This is a genomic window from Flavobacterium sp. FlaQc-47 (assembly GCF_044006475.1).
GTDB lineage: Bacteria > Bacteroidota > Bacteroidia > Flavobacteriales > Flavobacteriaceae > Flavobacterium.
The window spans coordinates 119,098-137,835 of the sequence record NZ_JBIPCQ010000008.1; the positions used below are offsets into that span (position 1 = coordinate 119,098).

The following is an 18,738-nucleotide window of genomic DNA, read 5'->3' on the forward strand; positions in this document are numbered from 1 at the left end:
TCATAAATATTCAAGTGTTTTTTGAGTGTTTTTGAATAGGATAAAGTAAGGAGCGATTTTAATATAACCTTGGGGAAACTGAACGCTGATAAAACGAATTCGCTAAAGCGAAAACGCGGATTAATATGGATTTTTTAATCGTTTGTCTTCCTGAGCGGAGTCGAAGGACTGCAATCATTATAGCAATCAAAGCCTTAATTTGAAACGAAATAATATCATGAAGTTTATATGTAAAAAAAATATTCTTTTATGACTTTTAATTGGCTTAAAACATTGATAACAACATATAATGTAATTTATAGTAAAAAAGAATTATTTTAGCGACAGCCAAAACCAACTAACCTTATCAAAATGGAAAAAATATTTTATAAAATTTTAAAATTAAAACCTGCAACTTTAGCCATAATATTACTATTAGTTCCTTTTCTTTCGATGACGATAACAGCAATAATTACCATTATATTATTGTTTACAGATTTTGAATTTATCTTTCCGTTATTTACTATTTCCATTACTATAGATGTTATAATCTATTTAATTTGGACTTGGGCTATTGTTTATTATGTTGAAGAAAAGGAAATTTTAGATAAGCGGTATTTTAAAATTTCATATTGGATATTTTTTTCCTATTGTATCGTTCAGTTTATATTAAATCTCGAACTTGATATCACTCATAAACAAGTTTTATTAGATAATTCTATTTGGACAATTCTGGGAATAATAGCAGGTTTGTATACTTTGATAGTATTTGCCAGTTATATTTATCTCAGCTATTTTGTTTCAAAAAAAATAACGCTGTTACTTAAGAACGAACGAATTCCTGATTTTTTGTATTTTGCCGGAGCATGGTGTTTTCCTGTTGGGATTCCATTTTTGCAAGGTAAATTATTAAAGGAAAAGACCATTTTTGATATCATTTCTAAATAGTGTGTTGTATAAAAATTCAATTTTAATGAAAAAATATTTTTTATTTATCACAATTGCATTTTGTAGTTTTCAACTTCAGGCACAAACTGCGCAAGATACCCTTGACATAAAACGTGTTGCTTTAGCATATATTGAAGCACAACACAATCCAAATTCAAAATTGATGGAAAGTGCTTTGCATCCAAGAATGGTAAAAAGATCTGTCTTTAGAAATAAAACAGCCCAAAAAGATTTTGTATCTGAATATTTTGCCGAAAACATGATTATTCTCGCCGAAACTTACAATGTAAAAGGAGATAAATTCCCAAAGAATCCAAGAAAGGAAATTAAGCTTTTAGATATTTCTGCCAGAACAGCATCTGTAAAATTATTAGCCGATGCCTGGATTGATTATATGCACATTGTAAAAATAAATGGAGAATGGAAAATAATAAATGTGCTTTGGCAATATAATGATGTAACGCAACATGAGTAGCAGTCTAAAGTATAAACGAATGTCACGTTTGTGAACTCAAATTGAATTAACAAAATCATATAGAAACCGCTCATAGAGCGGTTTCTCTCTTTCTAAAGGTCGAAATTATCATCCAACCATTTTTTAACGTTTGCATGACTTCTGGTTGAACCAGGAAGTTCATCGCGCAAAACGTCTTCCAGTCTGTTTAATGTTGATACTGAAGTCGAATTGTTTAAATATCGATTAAGAAAGGGAAGAACTTCATAGCCTTCATGTCGATCAAGTAGAGTACTATCAGGAACTCCAGTAATTCTTGCATTGTCATTTTCTGCAGATGCAGTCCAAGAATAAGTGAGTTTTAAATCACTTCTTTTAAAATTTGCCATAATTATATATGTTTTTAATTAATAATTATGAAAGGTATTTCCAAATAATAAAATAATATTACGGTAATCCATAATGTAAATTTTAAAGTCATTAGTATCAAATTTCTATATTTGTTGGAAAGAGTTTTTCTTTAATCCGTATTTTTGATTTGAATAAATTTAAAACTCGATTAAGTTTTTTCATAAATTATACAATAAAAAAGCATCATGAAAACTCCAAACCCAATCATAACCGTAAATGAAACCGAAGGTCAAAAATTAAATATTGCCGGAGGAAATTACCGAATCATTATTTCTGGAAAACAAACCAATGGAGAATATGCCGTAATCGAAATGTCGGTTCCTCCGGGAGCAGGACCAAATCCGCATTCTCATGCTGATTTTACGGAGACTTTTTATGTTTTGGAAGGGGAAGTTTCTTTTAAATCGGAGTTGGGAAGTTATGTTGCTAAGAAAAATTCGTTTATCAATATTCCAAAAGGCGGAATTATTCATGGCTTTAAAAATCTAAGTAACGAAACAGCTCAACTATTATGCACCGTAAGTCCGGCAGGATTAGATAATTTGTTTGAAGAAATGGCAGAATATATTGAAAACGCCTCTGCAGACGATGAAATGATTAAAAAAGAAAAAGTACAAACTCTTTTTGAAAAATACGGTCAGACTATATATCCGGAAAATTATCTGGATTAGATTAAGAAATGTCCTTTTGTATTTTTTTTCAAAACTTATAAATTGAAAAAATATAAAATTGTAAGATTATTATGTAATATTTGATATTTTTATTCGTTTAACTTTATTAGTAATAAATTAAAAATATCGATTATGAAGATTAAATCAGTTTTATTAGGAATGGGTCTTGCGATTTCGTTAGTAGCTTGTGGACCAAAAGATGCAGATATTCAAAAAGAAATCAGTGCAAAATTAAGCAGTACTCCTGAAGTTCAGGTTACAGTACAGGACGGTGTTGCGACAATATCCGGAATTTGTAAAGATGATGTATTGAAGCAAAATGTTGAAAATTCTATAAAAGAAGTTAAAGGAGTAAAATCTGTAGTGAACAACTGCCAGATTGTAGCGCCGGAAGAAACTGCCGCAGCTGCTGTGATCATTAGCCCGGATACTGAATTAGATAAAGCAGTACACAAAGTAGTAGATACTTATGATGGTGTAAGTGTAACTGTTGTTGGTGGTGTTGTAACGCTTTCGGGAGAAATTAAGAAAAGCCAATTGCCAAACCTAATAAAAAGTGTACAGGAATTGAAGCCTAAAAAAGTGGATAATAAGTTAACTATTAAATAAAAAATATCATGAGCTTAAAAGATAAATATAAAGAGTTAACAGATCTTGCTACTAATTTAGGAATAGCTAATTTGCAGGTGAGAGAGCAGGATAATGTATTGTATATTGACGGTACATCAAAATCTGCAGATGATAAACAAAAAATTTGGGACGCTTACGGAAAAATTGATCCTGACTTTAGAGCAGGTGATGTAGTAATGAATATTGAAGTTACCGAAGGCGCGACAACTGAATATACAGTTGCAAGTGGTGATTCGTTATCAAAAATAGGCAAAGCACACGGCGTTTCATGGGAATCAATTTTTGAAGCCAACAGAGATATTATTAAAAATCCTGACCTGATTCAACCGGGTTGGAAAATAAAAATACCAACAGCATAATTTATTTATGAGTTGTAATTGAAAGTTCGTCTTAATGGCGGACTTTTTTTTTGGCTTATTGTTGAGATGAGACGCGGATGACCCGGATTCGCTAAAGCGAAAACGCGTATTTAAGCCGATTTTAAAGATATAGCGTATAGCAGGAAATGGCTCCTGAAAATCAATCTGCTTCTTATTGAGAACTAGTTGTTAGAGTCTATTTTAAAAATATAATTTTGAATTGAAAGATGAAAAAAATTAAAGGACAGAAGAATTGATTGTTTGAAAATTACAGGTTAAATCATAAACTTATTTTTGTCGGTGAGTTAAAGGTTGATTTCAACTCACCGACTTGTTATTTATCTTCCTTTAATGGTCAAATCGTTTAAAAGCTTTACAGTTTCCTGATCTGAGTCGGCGGAGAAACCTGCTACATAAACGCCTTTTTTACCTGATGTTGATTTAATTCCGTATACAACTGCCTCATCGCCAGGGTCTGATTCCCCTTCGTATCGATACACATGTACAATTTCAAATTTTTCAGGATTTTTTTTAATCAGATCTGAGTTCAGATTAAAATCACATGTAAATCCTTTTTCATGAAGTTGATCTAAAGCTTTTGAAACAGTTGCGTAGTGATACATTCTAGTCATGATAATTGAATTTTAAAATTATGGATTTTAAAGATAACTAATTTAAAATTAAATCATTATGAAAACAGGTCAAAAATCTAAAATTTAAAATCATTATTGTTAGTGTATAAATCGCTACTTTTGCCGCGCAGACCGCCTTATCGTCGCTCAATTCGTTGGGGGGAGGAAAGTCCGGACACCAGAGAGAAGCATAGCGGGTAACACCCGTCGGTCCCGAATCTTCGGGACAAGGACAAGTGCAACAGAAAGTATGTACAGGTAATGCTGTAGTGAAACCAGGTAAACTCTATGCGGTGAAATACCAAGTATATCAGCATTTAAGGGCTTCTCGTCCGTTGTTGAAGGGTAGGTAGCTTGAGTTCCGTAGTAATGCGGAATCTAGATAAATGATAAGGCTCTGATTTATCAGGGACAGAATCCGGCTTACAGGTCTGCATTTTTTATATATTTGTGAAATACACCTAATCTGTCTTCATGAATATAACCGCTCCAAAATCTTCGAATAAACCTAAAAAAAGCAATTTTCATACTATAATTACCAACCTTACTTTTTGGGTATTGATGGCTATTATTGCGGGGATTTTGCTCGGACATTTTTCTCCTGAAAATGGCGTGAAAATGGAAATATTAGGAAAACGCTTCATCGATATCATCAAACTTTTTATTGGTCCAATTATTTTTCTGACGATTGTTTTGGGGATTTCCGGAATGGGAAACCTGAAAAAAGTGGGTCGAATTGGAATCAAAGCTTTAGGATATTTTGAAGTAGTTTCAACCGTGGCGCTGGCAATTGGCGTTAGCGTGGCTTACTTTTTTAAACCCGGAAAAATTGACAGATCAGGTTTGACACTTGGCGATGCAAGTCAATATACAAAAGGAACTGCCGAACATTTTTCGTGGTTGCAATTCTTCTTTTCTAACTTTACATTACAGGTTTTATTGGCAGCAATTATTTGCGGTATTGTATTGAACTTTTATAAAAAAAGAGAACAGACCATTCTGGTTTTAGAACGTGCTTCAAAAGTGGTTTTTACGGGTTTGAAATACGTAATGTATCTTGCGCCAATAGGTGCTTTTGGCGGAATGGCATTTACAATTGGCAAATTTGGACTGGCAACTTTAATTCCGCTTGGAAAACTGATGTTATGTGTTTATTTGACAATGGCTTTGTTTGTGTTTTTGGTTTTAGGAAGTATTTTAAGATATTATAAAATTAGTATCCTTTCGATTCTAAAATATATAAAAGAAGAACTTTTACTGGTTCTGGGAACTTCATCTTCTGAGGCTGCTTTGCCAAGTATTATGGTAAAGCTGGAGCAAATGGGCTGTAGTAAATCGGTTGTAGGTTTGGTGATTCCTACGGGTTATTCTTTTAATCTCGACGGAACTTCGATTTATTTGTCCATGTCCGTTATATTTCTGGCGCAATTGTATGACGTGCATTTGAGTTTTTTCGAAATCCTGAGCGTAATCGGCATCTTGATGATTACGTCAAAAGGTGCAGCAGGCGTTACCGGAAGTGGATTTATTGTTTTAGCGTCGACTTTGACGGCGTTGCACAAAATTCCGGTTGAAGGTTTAGCATTTTTATTAGGCGTTGATAAATTTATGAGCGAAGCACGTGCTATAACCAATTTGATTGGGAATACGGTGGCGACAATTGTAATTTCTAAAAGTGAACACGATTTTATTGAATTGAATTTAGAACCTGTTATAGAAGAATAATTTGTTTGGCTTTGCGCAGAATGGCACGCTGATGATACGATTCGCTTTCGCGAAAGCGCGGATTTTTACGGATTTTTTTATGGTGTGGTTCACGCAGATTTTGCAGATTAAGCAGATTTTTTATTTTAGTTTATATTTGGTTTGTCATCTCGACCAAGAGGGAGAAATCACACACGTAACTCCACAAAGACTGACGACTTTAGGACGGAGTTTCTAGTTTAATTTATATTATTGGAATTTGGAATTTAAAAAAATGGAATTTTATGAAACGAATTGGAATTTTAGGACTTGGTGGAGTAGGTGGTTACTTTGGCGGACTTTTGGCGAAAGCCTACTATAAATCTTATGATGTCGAAATTATCTTTATAGCTCGTGGTGAAACCCAAAAAGCAATCGCTGAAAGCGGATTAAAAATCATTACCGATGATGAGGAGGCTATTGTTTATCCAAAATTAGTTTCGAATAATCCTGATGAAATTGGCGAATTAGATTATTTGATCTGTGCTACTAAAACGTATGATATCGAGGAAAGTTTGCTTTCGTTGCAACAATGTATTACTCAGAAAACTGTAGTTCTTCCGTTATACAATGGTGTTGATGCTCCGGAACGCATTCTTGAGCTATTTCCTAAAAATGAGGTTTTACAAGGTTGTGTTTATATTATTTCGATGATATTTTCGCCCGGAACAATTCGCAAAATCGGTTTTTATGAAAAGTTGTTCTTTGGTTCAAAAACGGCTTCAGTTTCAAAGCTAAATGAATTACAAATTATTTTTCAAAATGCGAAAATAGAAAGTTATATTGCTGAAAATATTGAAGAAACGGTTTGGGAAAAATTCATTTTTATATCTGCGCTAGCCTCTGCAACTTCTTACCTCAATCAAAATATTGGGCAAATTTTAAGCAATCCGGAATCTAAAGCGGTTTATGTTGAATTGCTGACTGAAATTGAATTAGTTGCGAAAGCAAAAGGTTTGAATTTACCGGAAGATATCGTAAATCAAACCATTTTAAAACTAGAAAAATCGCCTAAAGAAGCGACTTCATCTATGCACAGGGATTATTTGGCAGGGAATAAAATAGAATCATCTTCGCTTACAAAATTCGTTGTGAATGAAGGTGTAAAATATGGCGTAAAAACTCCTCTGTACGAAAAAATATCTAGTGTATTATTGTCCTGATAAGTTTATGCTTCGTCTTTTGTAGCGCGCACTAAACTAATTCCGGACATGAAAAATACGATTCCAAGTATACCGTAAATAATTAATGATTTAATATCTCGTGTTTCGCCTGATGTACCTGCAAAAATAACAGCAGTGTAAATCAAACCAACTATCCCAAGGATGGTTAATAATCCTCCGAAAAATCTTTTTAGGTTCATGATGTTTGGTTTTTATGTTCATTACAAATGTATAATCTTCATAAAATGAAAATGTTATACAATTAGTATAAAAAACTTATATCATTCACAGTACAAGTTTTGACTATTAATAACCATCGCACAAATATGATTTAAGGAATCATTTTGCCTTAAGAAATATATTTGTTTTTAAGTTGTTTGTATTTTTTTAATATTATTTTTGACTCATCAATTTAAAAACGAAACATGAATAAAAATTACCTTTTCTTAATTTTATCTTTTCTTTTAATTAATAGCATTCAGGCTCAGGATGAAGATCCTGCTGCTGTGGTTAAAAATCAATTTAAAATTAATTTATTATCGCCGGGTTTTGTTTACGAACATGGTTTTGACTCGAAAAATACTTTGTATTCTGAATTGAATTTAGGGGTTGGTTATGTACATAGTGACTATTATGATGAAACAAGCTGGTACATTTTACCTGTAATAAACGAGCAGTTTCGTCATTATTATAATTTAGAAAAAAGAGCGGAGAAAGGAAAAAGAACCGCTCGTAATTCAGGAAACTTTGTAGCTGGATCTGTTTATTATAATTTTAAATCATTTAATACCTACGAAAGGTATGGAAATTATGATCCTTCATTAACCTTAGCTGCACTTTGGGGTTTCCAACGTACTTACAAAGGAAGATTCAATCTCGAAGTACATTTAGGTCCCGGAGTAAATTTTGACAAATATGATACTGAATTTGTGCTCATCAGTAACTTAACTTTGGGTTGGGTTATAGGAAAGTAATTCTTTTAAAATAGAAAATCTTGATTCGTCAAGGTTTTTCTATTTTAAATTCCAAACCAATATTGCGAACACTTTCAATACTGATTTTCGGATCTGAATTAAAATATTTTCTAAGTCTGCTGATAAAAACATCCATACTTCGCCCTGAGAAATAATCATCTTTTTTCCAAACCGACATTAAAATTTGATCCCTCTTTAATAACTGGTTATGGTTGAGATATAAATATTCAATAAGGGCAGCTTCCATTTCTGTGAGCTGCTGGACATGATTTTTATTATTCAGGGTCAATCTTTCATTATCAAAAATATAAGAACCAATTTCAATTATATTATTTCCGTCCAGGCTTCTCTTTTGTTCGATTCTCTTTAAAATATTCTGCAGGCGCAGCACCAGTTCGTCTACTTCAAAAGGTTTTACGATATAGTCGTCTGCACCTAGTTTTAATCCAATGATTTTGTCTTCTTTTAACTTTCTTGCCGTTAGAAAAATAAATGGAACCTCAGGATTGATCGTAATTATTTTTTCAGCCAATGAAAATCCGTCCAATTTTGGCATCATAACATCAAAAACACAAATATCAAAAATCTGGTTTTTAAAATACTCCAATGCTATTTCGCCATTTTCTGCACAGGTAACTTCAAATTGATGCAGTTCTAAATATTGTTTTAAAATTGCGGCAAAATCAAAATCGTCTTCCGCTAAAAGTAATTTTTTCAAAATAAGGTAATTAAACTTTTAATAAAATAGTAAACAACGTTCCTTTTCCTAAATCGCTCACAACATTAACAGAACCCTGGTGCGCTTTGATAATTTGATCGACATAATACAATCCTAAGCCTAAGCCTTTTGTATTGTGAAGATTTCCTTGTTCAACACGATAGAATTTTTCAAAAAGAAGTGATTGTTTATTTTTTTCAATTCCAATTCCGTCATCTTCAATGCTAATTGAAAATTGATTCTGGTGGATATTTGTTTTTATTGTAATCGTATTAGAACCATATTTTACGGCATTTTCAAGTACGTTTAAAAGTGCCGTAGTCAGATAAAATTTATCAAGGACAAGATTTGTTTTCCCGGTTTGAAAATTGGTTTTAATATCGATTTTAGGGTAGGTGATTTTAAAATCATTGACTATTGCAGCTATAAAACTTTCGGTATCAATTGTTTCTTTTTGTAAATCGATTCCGTTTTCTGCCAATGAATTCGCCATGACCTGATCGATTAAGTTTTGTAAACGATTGTTCTGTCGTGAAATCGTATTGACAATTGTATTAAAATTTTCGTCATTATCACGAATGTCTTTTCGCTCTAATATTTTAGTCGAAATTCCTAAAGTTGCCAAAGGCGTTTTAAGTTCGTGAGTAATATTATTAATGAAATCAGTTTTGATCTCGTTTACTTTTTTTTGTTTGATTAAAGCCTTTATCGCAATTACAAAAAGCGTAATAAGAGTTACTATAGAAAGTAGGGACAAAATTAAAATGAAAGTCATTCGTCTTAAAATAATCATTTCCCAATCAATTACAGAGATATACATCGAATCCTCGGTCAATAATTGATAGTCTTGATTTTTGTAAGTGCCATTTGTGGTACCAACATAATTGCGAACTAAAAAAGCATGATTTAACGACGCAAGATTGCCGTATAATTTGTTTTGGATAAAAGGCTTTTCAGAGAAAATTGTATCTGCCTTTTTGGTGTTTTGGTACAGAATAAATTTATTGAGAACAATGGCAAAATCTATTTTAAAATTAGGTAATTCCCTTTCAAACTTACGTTGGATTTTCTGTGTCAAAACATCCTGATATTCATTTTCAAGAATGTATTTTTTTACTTCAAGCCTCGTATTTTTCTTCTCAATATAATTTTCTGACAGCTGTTTGTAAAGTGCTTCTTTTTTTGCAACAATTACAGAATCAATATCACTGTAATTATTGGAAATTTTGGCAATTTCATTTTTGATTTCGGTATGAAACTGTGCTACTTTATAATCATAAGTGGTTTTTACCAAATAGCATTGAACCGTTGATAAAACGATTAATGCGATGACAGAAAACACGATTAGTAAATTGATTCTTTGTTTCATTAGTTTTTATGGCTCGCGTATGACGCGTATTAAACGGATTTACACTGATTTTTTCACGTAGATAAAAATGATTTAACCAGATTTCTATAATAATCGAATCTGTGCAAACCCGTTCAATCCGTAAAATCTACGGGATATTTTCAAAATCAAAAATAATCTTTTTATAGTTCCAAAAGCGCGTTAACTCCGCATTAACCTTCAATTAACCTACAGAACTTTTTTTTAGAAGCACTTTTGCAGATTATAATCTTAATCAAACCTAAAATGAATCTTTATTTGCCTTTAAAACTTTTTTTAATCCTCCTTTTTTTTCTTATTTCTCTAACAGGATATGGACAAAATGAAACGCCAAAAGACAGTATTTCAAATCATTTAAATGAAGTTGTTATTAGCCAAAACAAAAAGACTTTTACCAATACAAACGGAAATATAAAAGTAGATGTTTCGAATTCTATTTATAATTCAATTCTCAATACTGTTGATTTACTGGCGAAACTTCCAAGCATTCAGTTGAGTACTGATAAAGAAAGTATTTCGGTTATTAGCAGAGGAAATCCCTTAATTTACATTCAGATAGATTGAAATAATCAAAAAACTCCCTTGAATTTCAAGGGAGTTTTTATACTTTTAAAAAGGAAATTATCCCTCGTCGTCTTCTGTTGCTTTGTTCAGTTTAATCGTTAGTTCCTCCTCGTCATCTGTAGAGTTTAATTCGAAGAAACTAAAAAATGAACCTCCGTAATTCTTCTGAAAAGAGAAATTACTTAAATGCTCCATTTTTGTATATTTTGAATGTTCGATAATCATCATTCCGTCCTCGTGAAGTAATTCTCTTTCAAAAACCGTAAGAACAATTCTTTCAAACGCAGCCTGATCTAATCCGTAAGGAGGATCGGCAAAAATAATATCGTAAGAGGTTTTGCAGTTATCCAGAAATTTATAAACATCGCTTTTAGTTGCCGCAATGTCAAAATCATATTCTGATGAAACTTGTTTGATGAATTTTACGCATCCAAAATCACCATCAACAGATGTAATTGGTGCGCTGCCGCGTGAAGCAAATTCGAAACTAATGTTTCCTGTACCTGAAAACAAGTCCAAAATTTTAAGGCCTTCAAAACTAAAATGATTATTCAAAACATTAAACAATGCTTCTTTACTCATGTCGGTCGTAGGTCTTACAGGAAGGTTTTTTGGCGGAAAAATGCGTCGTCCTTTGTATTTTCCTGAAATGATTCTCATGATTGAAATAAGATATAATGTTTTTGATTCTGTGCAGTTGAAAAGCTGTTTTTTTCTTGTAAAGTACTTACATCCAAGAATGAAATATGTCGGATATATTTGTATGCAATTTCATAAAACGCGTCGTTTTGATGAATAGTACCTAGTAATTCAAGTGGAAAACTTTCCGGATTTAAACTCAATTGTTCGGCAGTAAAAAGTAGGTAATATATAAAATCTTCCGGCGTTTGATATTCAAATGAATTGAATAATAAAAGCTTTTGATTTTGAACAACGATAACTTCAAAATGATTTGGATTGAAATTCACGACCATTTTTTTCTGGTCGTTATTTTTAGAACTTTCTAAAATTTTCTCTACTAAAATACTGTTGACATGTTTGTAATCAAACGAACCAACAGTATCAATTAAAAAATTATTTATGTTGATATACGGAATATAAACCGAGTGCATTTCGTATTTTGAAATTTGATCAAAAGTAAAAAAATCGGTTTCAAAAACCTTTGTATTGTACTGCAAATAACTGCCTAAAAAATCTTCATCAAATAAAGCAGTTGGTACAAAAGTCGAAAGATTATTGTTATGAATTACTAAAATTTCGTCGTAAGTTTCTTTTAACTCCGAAAATTTTTTAAAAGCTAAACTATATAATTCTTCGATTTTAGATGCTTTTTGTGCACCATCAAAATTGACTTCATTAAAAGCTGTAATCGTATTATTTAGTGTATCAAAACAACAAAACGAAAATCCATTCAATGAAACCTGAATAGAAAGCTTTTTGTAATTTTTAGAAGTGATGTTTGTATTTTGCAATGACATATTGATTTACAATTCGTTACCTGTTTTACAAGAAAAGAATTTAAGGCGATTACAAACTTACAAATAAAATAAATAATAATATCAATATCAATGTCAATGTAAATGCGAAAAATCAAAAAATGAAATTGAATGTAAAAATTGAAAATTCAACTGCAATTTCAAAAAACAATTTTAATTGGATATTTTTTAAACAGTATAAGTTGCAGGAGTAATTTAAGTTCAAGCCTCGTTTAATTGATAGGAGCTTATATAACTTATATGGTTTAAATTTTTTGACCTTGACATTCCCATTAAAAAAGCCGAACTTTGTATTTCAATTTTCCCTTATGAATTCATCACTTTTTTACGGCGTTTTACAAAAAAGATTTCCTTTTGTACCTACTTACAAACAGGATATTTTTTTTCAGAAAATCGCTATTTTCTTAACAGATACACACAATGACACCATTTTTGTATTGAAAGGATATGCCGGAACGGGGAAAACTACCGTGATTTCTACGATTGTAAATAATCTGGGAGATATCAATAAAAAGTTTGTTTTGCTGGCACCTACAGGACGCGCAGCAAAAGTAATTGCCAATTATTCGAATACGCCTGCTTTTACTATTCATAAAAAAATATATTTTCCTAAAAAATCTGCTGGTGGAGGTGTGGCTTTTACCAAACAATTAAACAAACATAAAAACACCATTTTTATCGTCGATGAGGCTTCGATGATTTCAGACAGCAATTCAGACTCGAAATTGTATGATAACGGATCACTTTTAGATGATTTGATTTCGTATGTATATTCAGGAAACAATTGTAAAATGATCCTTTTAGGAGATACTGCGCAGTTACCTCCTGTGAATTTAGATATAAGTCCGGCACTTGATATTCAGACTTTGGGCATTCATTATGATAAGGAAATTGAACATATCGAACTGGACGAAGTTATGCGTCAGGAGGAAAGTTCAGGGATTTTATTCAACGCAACTGAACTGCGTGAATTACTAAAAGATAGTTTTATTACCGAGTTTAAATTCAACGTTAAAAAGTTTAAAGATATCATTCGTTTAACGGATGGTTATGATATTCAGGATGCTATAAATTCTGCATATAGTAATTATAGTATTGAAGATACGGCTTTTATTGTGCGTTCGAATAAACGTGCCAATCAATATAATGAGCAAATAAGAACCCGAATTTTGTTTAAGGAAAGTGAACTTTCGGTTGGAGATTTTTTAATGGTAGTGAAGAATAATTATTTCTGGCTGAAAGAAAATGATGAAGCCGGATTTATTGCCAACGGTGATATTATTGAAGTTCTGGAATTATTTGGGATTAAAGAATTGTACGGATTTAATTTTGCTAAAGTAAAAATAAGAATGGTCGATTATCCGGATCAGAAACCTTTTGAAACCGTATTATTATTGGATACTATAAAAAGTGAATCACCATCTTTAACTTACGAAGAATCAAATCGTTTGTATGAAGAAGTGATGAAAGATTATGAAAACGAATCAACAAAATACAAGAAGTTCCAAAAAGTAAAAGAGAACGAATATTTCAACGGATTGCAGGTAAAATTCTCTTATGCTATTACGTGTCATAAATCACAAGGCGGACAATGGAATACTGTTTTTATAGAACAGCCATATCTTCCAAACGGAATTGATCGCGACTACATCAGATGGCTTTATACAGCGATGACGCGTGCCAAAAATAAATTATATTTGATAGGATTTAAAGACGAGAGTTTTGAGGAATAAAACACTAATTTTACGAACTAGCACAAATTTTGTTTTTATTACATTCGTCAAATTTCCCAATTAATAATTGTAACTAGAAAAATTGCCGCAAAGAATTAATTAGTGAAAATTAGTGAAATTTGTGGCAAAAAAATCTACATATTAATGACAACACTAAACGACTTACATTCGATTTCGTCTACGTTTTCGAATACAGATAAAATGCCGGTTTTGTTTTTAGGACACGGCAGTCCAATGAATGCTATTGAAGAAAATCAGTTTGTTGCTGGTTTTCGCGATCTTGCCAAAACATTACCACAGCCCAATGCAATTTTGTGTATTTCGGCACATTGGTTTACGAACGGAACCAAAGTAACTTCGATGCAAATGCCAAGAACGATTCATGATTTTGGAGGTTTTCCGCAAGCACTATTTGATGTGCAATATCCTGCAAAGGGAAGTCCCGAATTAGCATTAGAAACTCAAAAAATACTTGAACCTGTTCCTGTTGATTTAGATGAAGATTGGGGTTTAGATCATGGTGCATGGAGCGTAATTAAGCATTTATATCCTCAAGCAAATGTTCCGGTAATTCAGTTAAGTATTGATTATACCAAATCGGGTCAATATCATTTTGAGTTGGCTCAGAAGTTACAATCTTTGCGTCACAAAGGAGTTTTAATTATTGGAAGCGGAAATATCGTTCATAATTTGCGTTTGGTTGATTTTAGAAATTTTGATAAGGATAATTATGGTTTTGACTGGGCGATTGAAGCACGCGAAACAATTAATAATTATTTGTTAGATGGAAATTTTCAGCCTTTAATTGATTTCGAAAAAATGAATAAGGCAGCCCAACTCGCAATTCCAACGCCTGAACATTATCTGCCCTTGCTTTATACTTTAGGTTTAAAAGAAGATTCAGAAGATTTGAGTTTGTTTAATGATAAATTATTAGCTGGATCCTTAAGTATGACTTCGGTGAAAATTATGTAAAAAAACTTTGCGAATCTCTGTGAAAAACTTTGTGTCCCTCTGTGGTAAATTATAACACAAAGCTGCACAAAGTTTTTCACAGAGATTCACAGAAAATAAAAAAAATAGAAAATTAAAGATAGTACGAATGAAAATAATAGCTGTAATTCCGGCGCGATATGCATCAACACGATTTCCTGCAAAACTAATGCAGGATTTAGGAGGTAAAACGGTAATTTTAAGAACGTATGAAGCTTCTGTAGCAACAAAATTGTTTGACGACGTATTTGTTGTAACAGATTCTGATTTGATCTATAATGAAATTGTTTCTAATGGTGGAAAAGCCATTATGAGTATCAAAGAACATGAATCGGGAAGTGACCGAATTGCAGAGGCAGTTGCGAATTTAGATGTGGATATTGTTGTAAATGTTCAAGGCGACGAACCTTTTACAGAAGCAGGACCTTTAGAACAAGTTTTATCGGTTTTTAAAAATGATGCAGATCGTAAGGTAGATTTAGCTTCGTTAATGCGTGAAATTACAGATGAAGATGAAATCAATAATCCTAATAATGTAAAAGTGGTTGTAGATCAGTCGCAATTTGCCTTGTATTTTTCAAGATCGGTGATTCCATATCCAAGAGACAAAGATGTTGGAGTTCGTTATTTTCAACACATTGGGATTTATGCTTTTAGAAAACAGGCTTTATTAGATTTTTATAATTTACCAATGAAATCTTTAGAAGCTTCTGAGAAATTGGAACAATTACGTTACTTAGAATTCGGGAAACGTATTAAAATGGTCGAAACAACGCATGTAGGAATTGGCATCGATACTGCTGAAGATTTAGAAAAGGCGAGGGCTATTTTAGCGACTAAGTAGTTGTGAGATGGCACGCGGATGACACTGATTCGCTAAAGCGAAAGCGCGGATTAAGGCGGATTTTTTTATTCGCATTTTTTGTCAGTCTGAGCGGAAGCCCACGTTCCAATTGGTACGCCTTCGACTTCGCTCAGGATGACAAACGAGATGTTTAATACGAATTGTTTCTTTTGAAATCGAGTGCCTTAACCCCGATAAAAAAGGAAATCCTTATGTGCTGATGCCGATAACTCAATGTCATTAAGTTAAGCTTTTTTTGATAATTATGATTAATGCAAACCAAGAGTTGAAATGTGCCGTTAGGCACTAAATATTGGTAGTTAATATAGATTAGAAGTACGTTGGCGTGCCGTAGGTATGCAACAAATGATAAATATTGCGTACCTACGGCACGCTATATTTATTCCATTTCATATTAATTACCAATATTTAGTGCCTAACGGCACAAATAGTAAGTTTTCAAATTAGTAGCTCGACAAAGATTGGTTATATTATGAACGGAATTCTAGTGTTTCTCGTTCCCCGAAATGACAAAAAAGACAAATAAAAAAGCTCCAAATCGTAAAATTTGGAGCTTTTTTTATATTGAAATTCAAACTAAATTATTGGTATAAACCAGGATATTTAGCTGGATTAACTTCATTCATCATTGCGTATACTTTCTCAAAAATATCTTCGGCAGAAGGTTTAGAGAAATAATCACCATCAGTTCCGTACGCTGGTCTGTGTGCTTTTGCAGCAAGAGTTTGCGGTTTACTGTCTAAATGAATATAAGCGTTTTGTTCTTCCAGAATTTGTTGTAAAATATAGGCTGACGCTCCACCGGGAACATCTTCGTCAATCACTAAAAGACGATTTGTTTTAGCGATACTTTTTACAATATCTTTATTAATATCAAACGGAAGCAGAGACTGAACATCGATTACTTCACAATCAATTCCTAAATCTAATAATTCTATTGCTGCTTGTTCTACTAATCTTAAAGTTGATCCGTAAGATACTAAAGTAATATCTGCACCTTCTTTTAGGGTTTCAACAACACCAATTGGCGTTTTGAATTCACCGAAATTCAGTGGAGTTTTTTCTTTTAATCGGTAACCATTTAAACATTCGATTACTAAAGCCGGTTCATCACACTCTAAAAGAGCGTTGTAAAAACCTGCAGCTTGTGTCATATTTCTTGGAACCAAAACATGGATTCCGCGAACAGCATTAATAATCATTCCCATTGGAGAACCAGAATGCCAGATACCTTCCAGACGATGTCCGCGGGTTCTGATAATTAATGGTGCTTTTTGTTTTCCAACGGTTCTGTATTGTAGCGTTGCCAGATCATCACTCATGATTTGAATCGCATATAGTAAATAATCTAAATACTGAATCTCTGCAATTGGACGTAAACCTCTTAATGCCATCCCAATTCCCTGACCAATAATAGTGGCTTCACGAATACCAACATCGGCAACACGAAGTTCGCCGTATTTTTCCTGCATGCCTTCTAAACCTTGGTTTACGTCACCAATATTTCCTACGTCTTCACCAAAAATTAGTGTTTCAGGATATTTGGTAAACAAAGCATCAAAGTTATCACGAAGGATCATTCGGCCGTCTAAATCAGGTTTTGCATTATCTGCATATTCCGGAAGTACTTTTTCTACTGAAAAAACATTTTTATCTGAATCAGAATGCAAGTTGCTGCTGAATCTTGGTTGTGTAATTTCGATATAATTCTTAATCCAGTCTGATAATAAAACCTTGCTGTTTGGGACTTCAATAAAACGCAATATTTTTCTGGCGATTACCAGCATTTCCTTTTTTAAAGGAGATTTAATTACGCTTAATTCTGAGATATATTTTTGAATTTTATCTTTATGATTAACACTTGCAGCAGAAATTTGCTCCAGTAAAACCATTAGATTTTTTTGATCTTCAATAATTGGATTGATGAAAGAATTCCAGGCTTCTTTTTTAGCTTCCAGAACTTCTTTTTTCAATTCATTTTCAATTTCCGTCAATTCTTCAGGAGAAGCAATATTGATGGCAATCATCCATAAACGCATTTGGCGCACACAGTCAAAATCTTTTTCCCAAGCCAGTCTATCTGCGTTTTTGTAACGCTCGTGAGAACCTGAAGTAGAGTGACCTTGCGGTTGTGTTAATTCGTTTACGTGAATTAAAACCGGAATATGATTTTCGCGGGCAATTGCAGCGGCTCTTTCATATGTAGATACCAACTCTGCGTAATCCCAACCTTTGACTCTGAAAATTTCGTACCCGTTTGATTCTTCGTCGCGTTGGTACCCTTTTAAAATCTCAGATATATTTTCTTTAGTAGTTTGATGTCTCGCGTGAACCGAAATTCCGTATTCATCATCCCAAACGCTCATTACCATTGGTACTTGTAAAACTCCGGCAGCATTTATGGTTTCAAAAAACAAACCTTCAGATGTGCTTGCGTTTCCTATTGTTCCCCAGGCAATTTCATTTCCGTTTACAGAGAATTTGTCTTTGGTTGTGATACCATCAACGTTTCTGTAAATTTTTGATGCCTGAGCTAATCCCAATAATCGTGGCATTTGTCCGGCTGTAGGAGATATATCTGCGCTTGAATTTTTTTGTTTAGTTAAGTCTTTCCAGGATCCGTCTTCGTTTAAACTGTGCGTTACAAAGTGTCCGCCCATTTGTCTTCCGGCAGACATGGGATCATATTCTAAATCTGTATGACCGTATAAACCTGCGAAAAATTGTTTAGGAGTTAATTCTCCAATAGCCATCATAAAAGTCTGATCGCGATAGTATCCGGAACGGAAATCTCCGTTTTGAAAAGCTTTTGCCATTGCAAGCTGCGGCACTTCTTTTCCGTCACCAAAAATTCCAAATTTGGCCTTTCCTGTTAATACTTCTTTACGACCTAAAAGGCTACACTCGCGGCTGGTAACTGCAATTCTGTAGTCGTTCAATACCTCAGTTTTGAAATCTTCAAATGTTAGTGTAGTATTGCTTTTTTCTTTTATCATAATCTTGAGGGTCAAGTTAGAC

Annotated in this window: 20 protein-coding genes and 1 other RNA gene; 13 read left to right on the forward strand and 8 right to left on the reverse strand. The window is 33.0% G+C overall.

The window, feature by feature from the left end:
• Positions 1 to 351: 351 nt before the first annotated feature.
• The gene (locus tag ACHRVX_RS21180; RefSeq protein WP_395335985.1) at positions 352 to 927 is read left to right on the forward strand and encodes a hypothetical protein; all 576 of its coding nucleotides are present in this window, start codon (positions 352 to 354) and stop codon (positions 925 to 927) included.
• Positions 928 to 952: 25 nt separating this feature from the next.
• Positions 953 to 1,402: a nuclear transport factor 2 family protein gene (locus ACHRVX_RS21185; RefSeq protein ID WP_395335987.1), complete on the forward strand. Its 450-nt coding sequence runs from the start codon at positions 953 to 955 to the stop codon at positions 1,400 to 1,402.
• 92 nt (positions 1,403 to 1,494) lie between these two features.
• Here ACHRVX_RS21185 and ACHRVX_RS21190 read toward each other — a convergent pair whose 3' ends face one another.
• Positions 1,495 to 1,770, reverse strand: a complete 276-nt coding sequence (locus tag ACHRVX_RS21190; RefSeq protein ID WP_395335989.1) for a hypothetical protein — start codon at positions 1,768 to 1,770, stop codon at positions 1,495 to 1,497.
• Positions 1,771 to 1,977: 207 nt separating this feature from the next.
• Between ACHRVX_RS21190 and ACHRVX_RS21195 the strand changes: the two genes are divergently transcribed.
• The 3 genes from ACHRVX_RS21195 (at position 1,978) to ACHRVX_RS21205 (ending at position 3,452) form a co-directional block, all read left to right on the forward strand.
• Complete coding sequence (locus ACHRVX_RS21195) at positions 1,978 to 2,463, forward strand: cupin domain-containing protein (RefSeq protein ID WP_395335991.1); 486 nt, start codon at positions 1,978 to 1,980, stop codon at positions 2,461 to 2,463.
• A gap of 132 nt (positions 2,464 to 2,595) precedes the next feature.
• Positions 2,596 to 3,072: a BON domain-containing protein gene (locus tag ACHRVX_RS21200; RefSeq protein ID WP_395335993.1), complete on the forward strand. Its 477-nt coding sequence runs from the start codon at positions 2,596 to 2,598 to the stop codon at positions 3,070 to 3,072.
• A gap of 8 nt (positions 3,073 to 3,080) precedes the next feature.
• Positions 3,081 to 3,452 carry a LysM peptidoglycan-binding domain-containing protein gene (locus ACHRVX_RS21205; protein ID WP_395335995.1) on the forward strand — a complete coding sequence of 124 codons (372 nt, stop codon included), beginning with the start codon at positions 3,081 to 3,083 and terminating at the stop codon, positions 3,450 to 3,452.
• A gap of 338 nt (positions 3,453 to 3,790) precedes the next feature.
• On the opposite strand, the gene ACHRVX_RS21210 is transcribed toward ACHRVX_RS21205, so the two are convergent.
• The gene (locus tag ACHRVX_RS21210) at positions 3,791 to 4,084 is read right to left on the reverse strand and encodes a hypothetical protein (RefSeq protein ID WP_395335997.1); all 294 of its coding nucleotides are present in this window, start codon (positions 4,082 to 4,084) and stop codon (positions 3,791 to 3,793) included.
• Positions 4,085 to 4,208: 124 nt separating this feature from the next.
• On the opposite strand from ACHRVX_RS21210, the gene rnpB reads away from it, so the two are divergent.
• The 3 genes from rnpB (at position 4,209) to ACHRVX_RS21225 (ending at position 6,990) form a co-directional block, all read left to right on the forward strand.
• Positions 4,209 to 4,526, forward strand: an RNA gene (rnpB, locus tag ACHRVX_RS21215) — RNase P RNA component class A.
• Positions 4,527 to 4,558: 32 nt separating this feature from the next.
• Positions 4,559 to 5,809 carry a cation:dicarboxylate symporter family transporter gene (locus tag ACHRVX_RS21220; protein ID WP_395335999.1) on the forward strand — a complete coding sequence of 417 codons (1,251 nt, stop codon included), beginning with the start codon at positions 4,559 to 4,561 and terminating at the stop codon, positions 5,807 to 5,809.
• Between the two features lie 263 nt (positions 5,810 to 6,072).
• Positions 6,073 to 6,990 carry a ketopantoate reductase family protein gene (locus tag ACHRVX_RS21225; protein ID WP_395336002.1) on the forward strand — a complete coding sequence of 306 codons (918 nt, stop codon included), beginning with the start codon at positions 6,073 to 6,075 and terminating at the stop codon, positions 6,988 to 6,990.
• A gap of 5 nt (positions 6,991 to 6,995) precedes the next feature.
• Here the strand turns inward: ACHRVX_RS21225 and ACHRVX_RS21230 are convergent, their stop codons facing one another.
• Positions 6,996 to 7,190, reverse strand: coding sequence for a hypothetical protein (locus ACHRVX_RS21230; protein ID WP_055096600.1), 195 nt, complete (start codon positions 7,188 to 7,190; stop codon positions 6,996 to 6,998).
• Positions 7,191 to 7,415: 225 nt separating this feature from the next.
• Here ACHRVX_RS21230 and ACHRVX_RS21235 point away from each other — a divergent pair, with 225 nt between their 5' ends.
• On the forward strand, positions 7,416 to 7,964 hold the full coding sequence (locus ACHRVX_RS21235; protein ID WP_395336006.1) for a hypothetical protein: 549 nt from the start codon (positions 7,416 to 7,418) through the stop codon (positions 7,962 to 7,964).
• A gap of 28 nt (positions 7,965 to 7,992) precedes the next feature.
• On the opposite strand, the gene ACHRVX_RS21240 is transcribed toward ACHRVX_RS21235, so the two are convergent.
• The gene (locus ACHRVX_RS21240) at positions 7,993 to 8,682 is read right to left on the reverse strand and encodes a response regulator transcription factor (RefSeq protein WP_395336008.1); all 690 of its coding nucleotides are present in this window, start codon (positions 8,680 to 8,682) and stop codon (positions 7,993 to 7,995) included.
• 10 nt (positions 8,683 to 8,692) lie between these two features.
• Positions 8,693 to 10,051, reverse strand: coding sequence for a sensor histidine kinase (locus ACHRVX_RS21245; RefSeq protein ID WP_395336010.1), 1,359 nt, complete (start codon positions 10,049 to 10,051; stop codon positions 8,693 to 8,695).
• A gap of 276 nt (positions 10,052 to 10,327) precedes the next feature.
• On the opposite strand from ACHRVX_RS21245, the gene ACHRVX_RS21250 reads away from it, so the two are divergent.
• Positions 10,328 to 10,633: a hypothetical protein gene (locus ACHRVX_RS21250; protein ID WP_395336012.1), complete on the forward strand. Its 306-nt coding sequence runs from the start codon at positions 10,328 to 10,330 to the stop codon at positions 10,631 to 10,633.
• 57 nt (positions 10,634 to 10,690) lie between these two features.
• Here the strand turns inward: ACHRVX_RS21250 and ACHRVX_RS21255 are convergent, their stop codons facing one another.
• Both ACHRVX_RS21255 and ACHRVX_RS21260 read right to left on the reverse strand, forming a co-directional pair.
• The gene (locus ACHRVX_RS21255) at positions 10,691 to 11,293 is read right to left on the reverse strand and encodes an RsmD family RNA methyltransferase (RefSeq protein ID WP_395336015.1); all 603 of its coding nucleotides are present in this window, start codon (positions 11,291 to 11,293) and stop codon (positions 10,691 to 10,693) included.
• The gene (locus ACHRVX_RS21260; RefSeq protein WP_395336018.1) at positions 11,290 to 12,111 is read right to left on the reverse strand and encodes a DUF3822 family protein; all 822 of its coding nucleotides are present in this window, start codon (positions 12,109 to 12,111) and stop codon (positions 11,290 to 11,292) included. The genes ACHRVX_RS21255 and ACHRVX_RS21260 overlap by 4 nt, the downstream gene beginning before the upstream one ends.
• Positions 12,112 to 12,437: 326 nt before the next feature.
• On the opposite strand from ACHRVX_RS21260, the gene ACHRVX_RS21265 reads away from it, so the two are divergent.
• The 3 genes from ACHRVX_RS21265 to kdsB all read left to right on the forward strand — a co-directional run bounded on the left by ACHRVX_RS21265 (position 12,438) and on the right by kdsB (position 15,699).
• Complete coding sequence (locus ACHRVX_RS21265; RefSeq protein ID WP_395336021.1) at positions 12,438 to 13,862, forward strand: ATP-dependent RecD-like DNA helicase; 1,425 nt, start codon at positions 12,438 to 12,440, stop codon at positions 13,860 to 13,862.
• A gap of 144 nt (positions 13,863 to 14,006) precedes the next feature.
• Positions 14,007 to 14,837 (forward strand): 4,5-DOPA dioxygenase extradiol, encoded by an 831-nt coding sequence (ygiD, locus tag ACHRVX_RS21270; RefSeq protein ID WP_395336024.1) that lies wholly within the window; start codon positions 14,007 to 14,009, stop codon positions 14,835 to 14,837.
• Positions 14,838 to 14,964: 127 nt separating this feature from the next.
• Positions 14,965 to 15,699 (forward strand): 3-deoxy-manno-octulosonate cytidylyltransferase, encoded by a 735-nt coding sequence (kdsB, locus tag ACHRVX_RS21275; RefSeq protein WP_395336026.1) that lies wholly within the window; start codon positions 14,965 to 14,967, stop codon positions 15,697 to 15,699.
• 602 nt (positions 15,700 to 16,301) lie between these two features.
• Here the strand turns inward: kdsB and ACHRVX_RS21280 are convergent.
• Entirely contained in the window at positions 16,302 to 18,716 is a 2,415-nt protein-coding gene (locus ACHRVX_RS21280) for a thiamine pyrophosphate-dependent enzyme (protein ID WP_395336028.1), read from the reverse strand.
• Positions 18,717 to 18,738 lie beyond the last annotated feature (22 nt).

Bases quoted from the DNA above. Each gene is read 5' to 3' on its own strand.
- ACHRVX_RS21225 (WP_395336002.1), top strand. From the start codon at position 6,073: ATGAAACGAATTGGAATTTTAGGACTTGGTGGAGTAGGTGGTTACTTT.
- ACHRVX_RS21190 (WP_395335989.1), bottom strand. From the start codon at position 1,770: ATGGCAAATTTTAAAAGAAGTGATTTAAAACTCACTTATTCTTGGACT.
- ACHRVX_RS21205 (WP_395335995.1), top strand. From the start codon at position 3,081: ATGAGCTTAAAAGATAAATATAAAGAGTTAACAGATCTTGCTACTAAT.
- kdsB (WP_395336026.1), top strand. From the start codon at position 14,965: ATGAAAATAATAGCTGTAATTCCGGCGCGATATGCATCAACACGATTT.
- ACHRVX_RS21210 (WP_395335997.1), bottom strand. From the start codon at position 4,084: ATGACTAGAATGTATCACTACGCAACTGTTTCAAAAGCTTTAGATCAA.
- ACHRVX_RS21180 (WP_395335985.1), top strand. From the start codon at position 352: ATGGAAAAAATATTTTATAAAATTTTAAAATTAAAACCTGCAACTTTA.
- ACHRVX_RS21230 (WP_055096600.1), bottom strand. From the start codon at position 7,190: ATGAACCTAAAAAGATTTTTCGGAGGATTATTAACCATCCTTGGGATA.
- ACHRVX_RS21265 (WP_395336021.1), top strand. From the start codon at position 12,438: ATGAATTCATCACTTTTTTACGGCGTTTTACAAAAAAGATTTCCTTTT.
- ACHRVX_RS21200 (WP_395335993.1), top strand. From the start codon at position 2,596: ATGAAGATTAAATCAGTTTTATTAGGAATGGGTCTTGCGATTTCGTTA.
- ACHRVX_RS21220 (WP_395335999.1), top strand. From the start codon at position 4,559: ATGAATATAACCGCTCCAAAATCTTCGAATAAACCTAAAAAAAGCAAT.
- ACHRVX_RS21260 (WP_395336018.1), bottom strand. From the start codon at position 12,111: ATGTCATTGCAAAATACAAACATCACTTCTAAAAATTACAAAAAGCTT.
- ACHRVX_RS21235 (WP_395336006.1), top strand. From the start codon at position 7,416: ATGAATAAAAATTACCTTTTCTTAATTTTATCTTTTCTTTTAATTAAT.
- ACHRVX_RS21255 (WP_395336015.1), bottom strand. From the start codon at position 11,293: ATGAGAATCATTTCAGGAAAATACAAAGGACGACGCATTTTTCCGCCA.
- ACHRVX_RS21185 (WP_395335987.1), top strand. From the start codon at position 953: ATGAAAAAATATTTTTTATTTATCACAATTGCATTTTGTAGTTTTCAA.
- ACHRVX_RS21280 (WP_395336028.1), bottom strand. From the start codon at position 18,716: ATGATAAAAGAAAAAAGCAATACTACACTAACATTTGAAGATTTCAAA.
- ygiD (WP_395336024.1), top strand. From the start codon at position 14,007: ATGACAACACTAAACGACTTACATTCGATTTCGTCTACGTTTTCGAAT.
- ACHRVX_RS21195 (WP_395335991.1), top strand. From the start codon at position 1,978: ATGAAAACTCCAAACCCAATCATAACCGTAAATGAAACCGAAGGTCAA.
- ACHRVX_RS21245 (WP_395336010.1), bottom strand. From the start codon at position 10,051: ATGAAACAAAGAATCAATTTACTAATCGTGTTTTCTGTCATCGCATTA.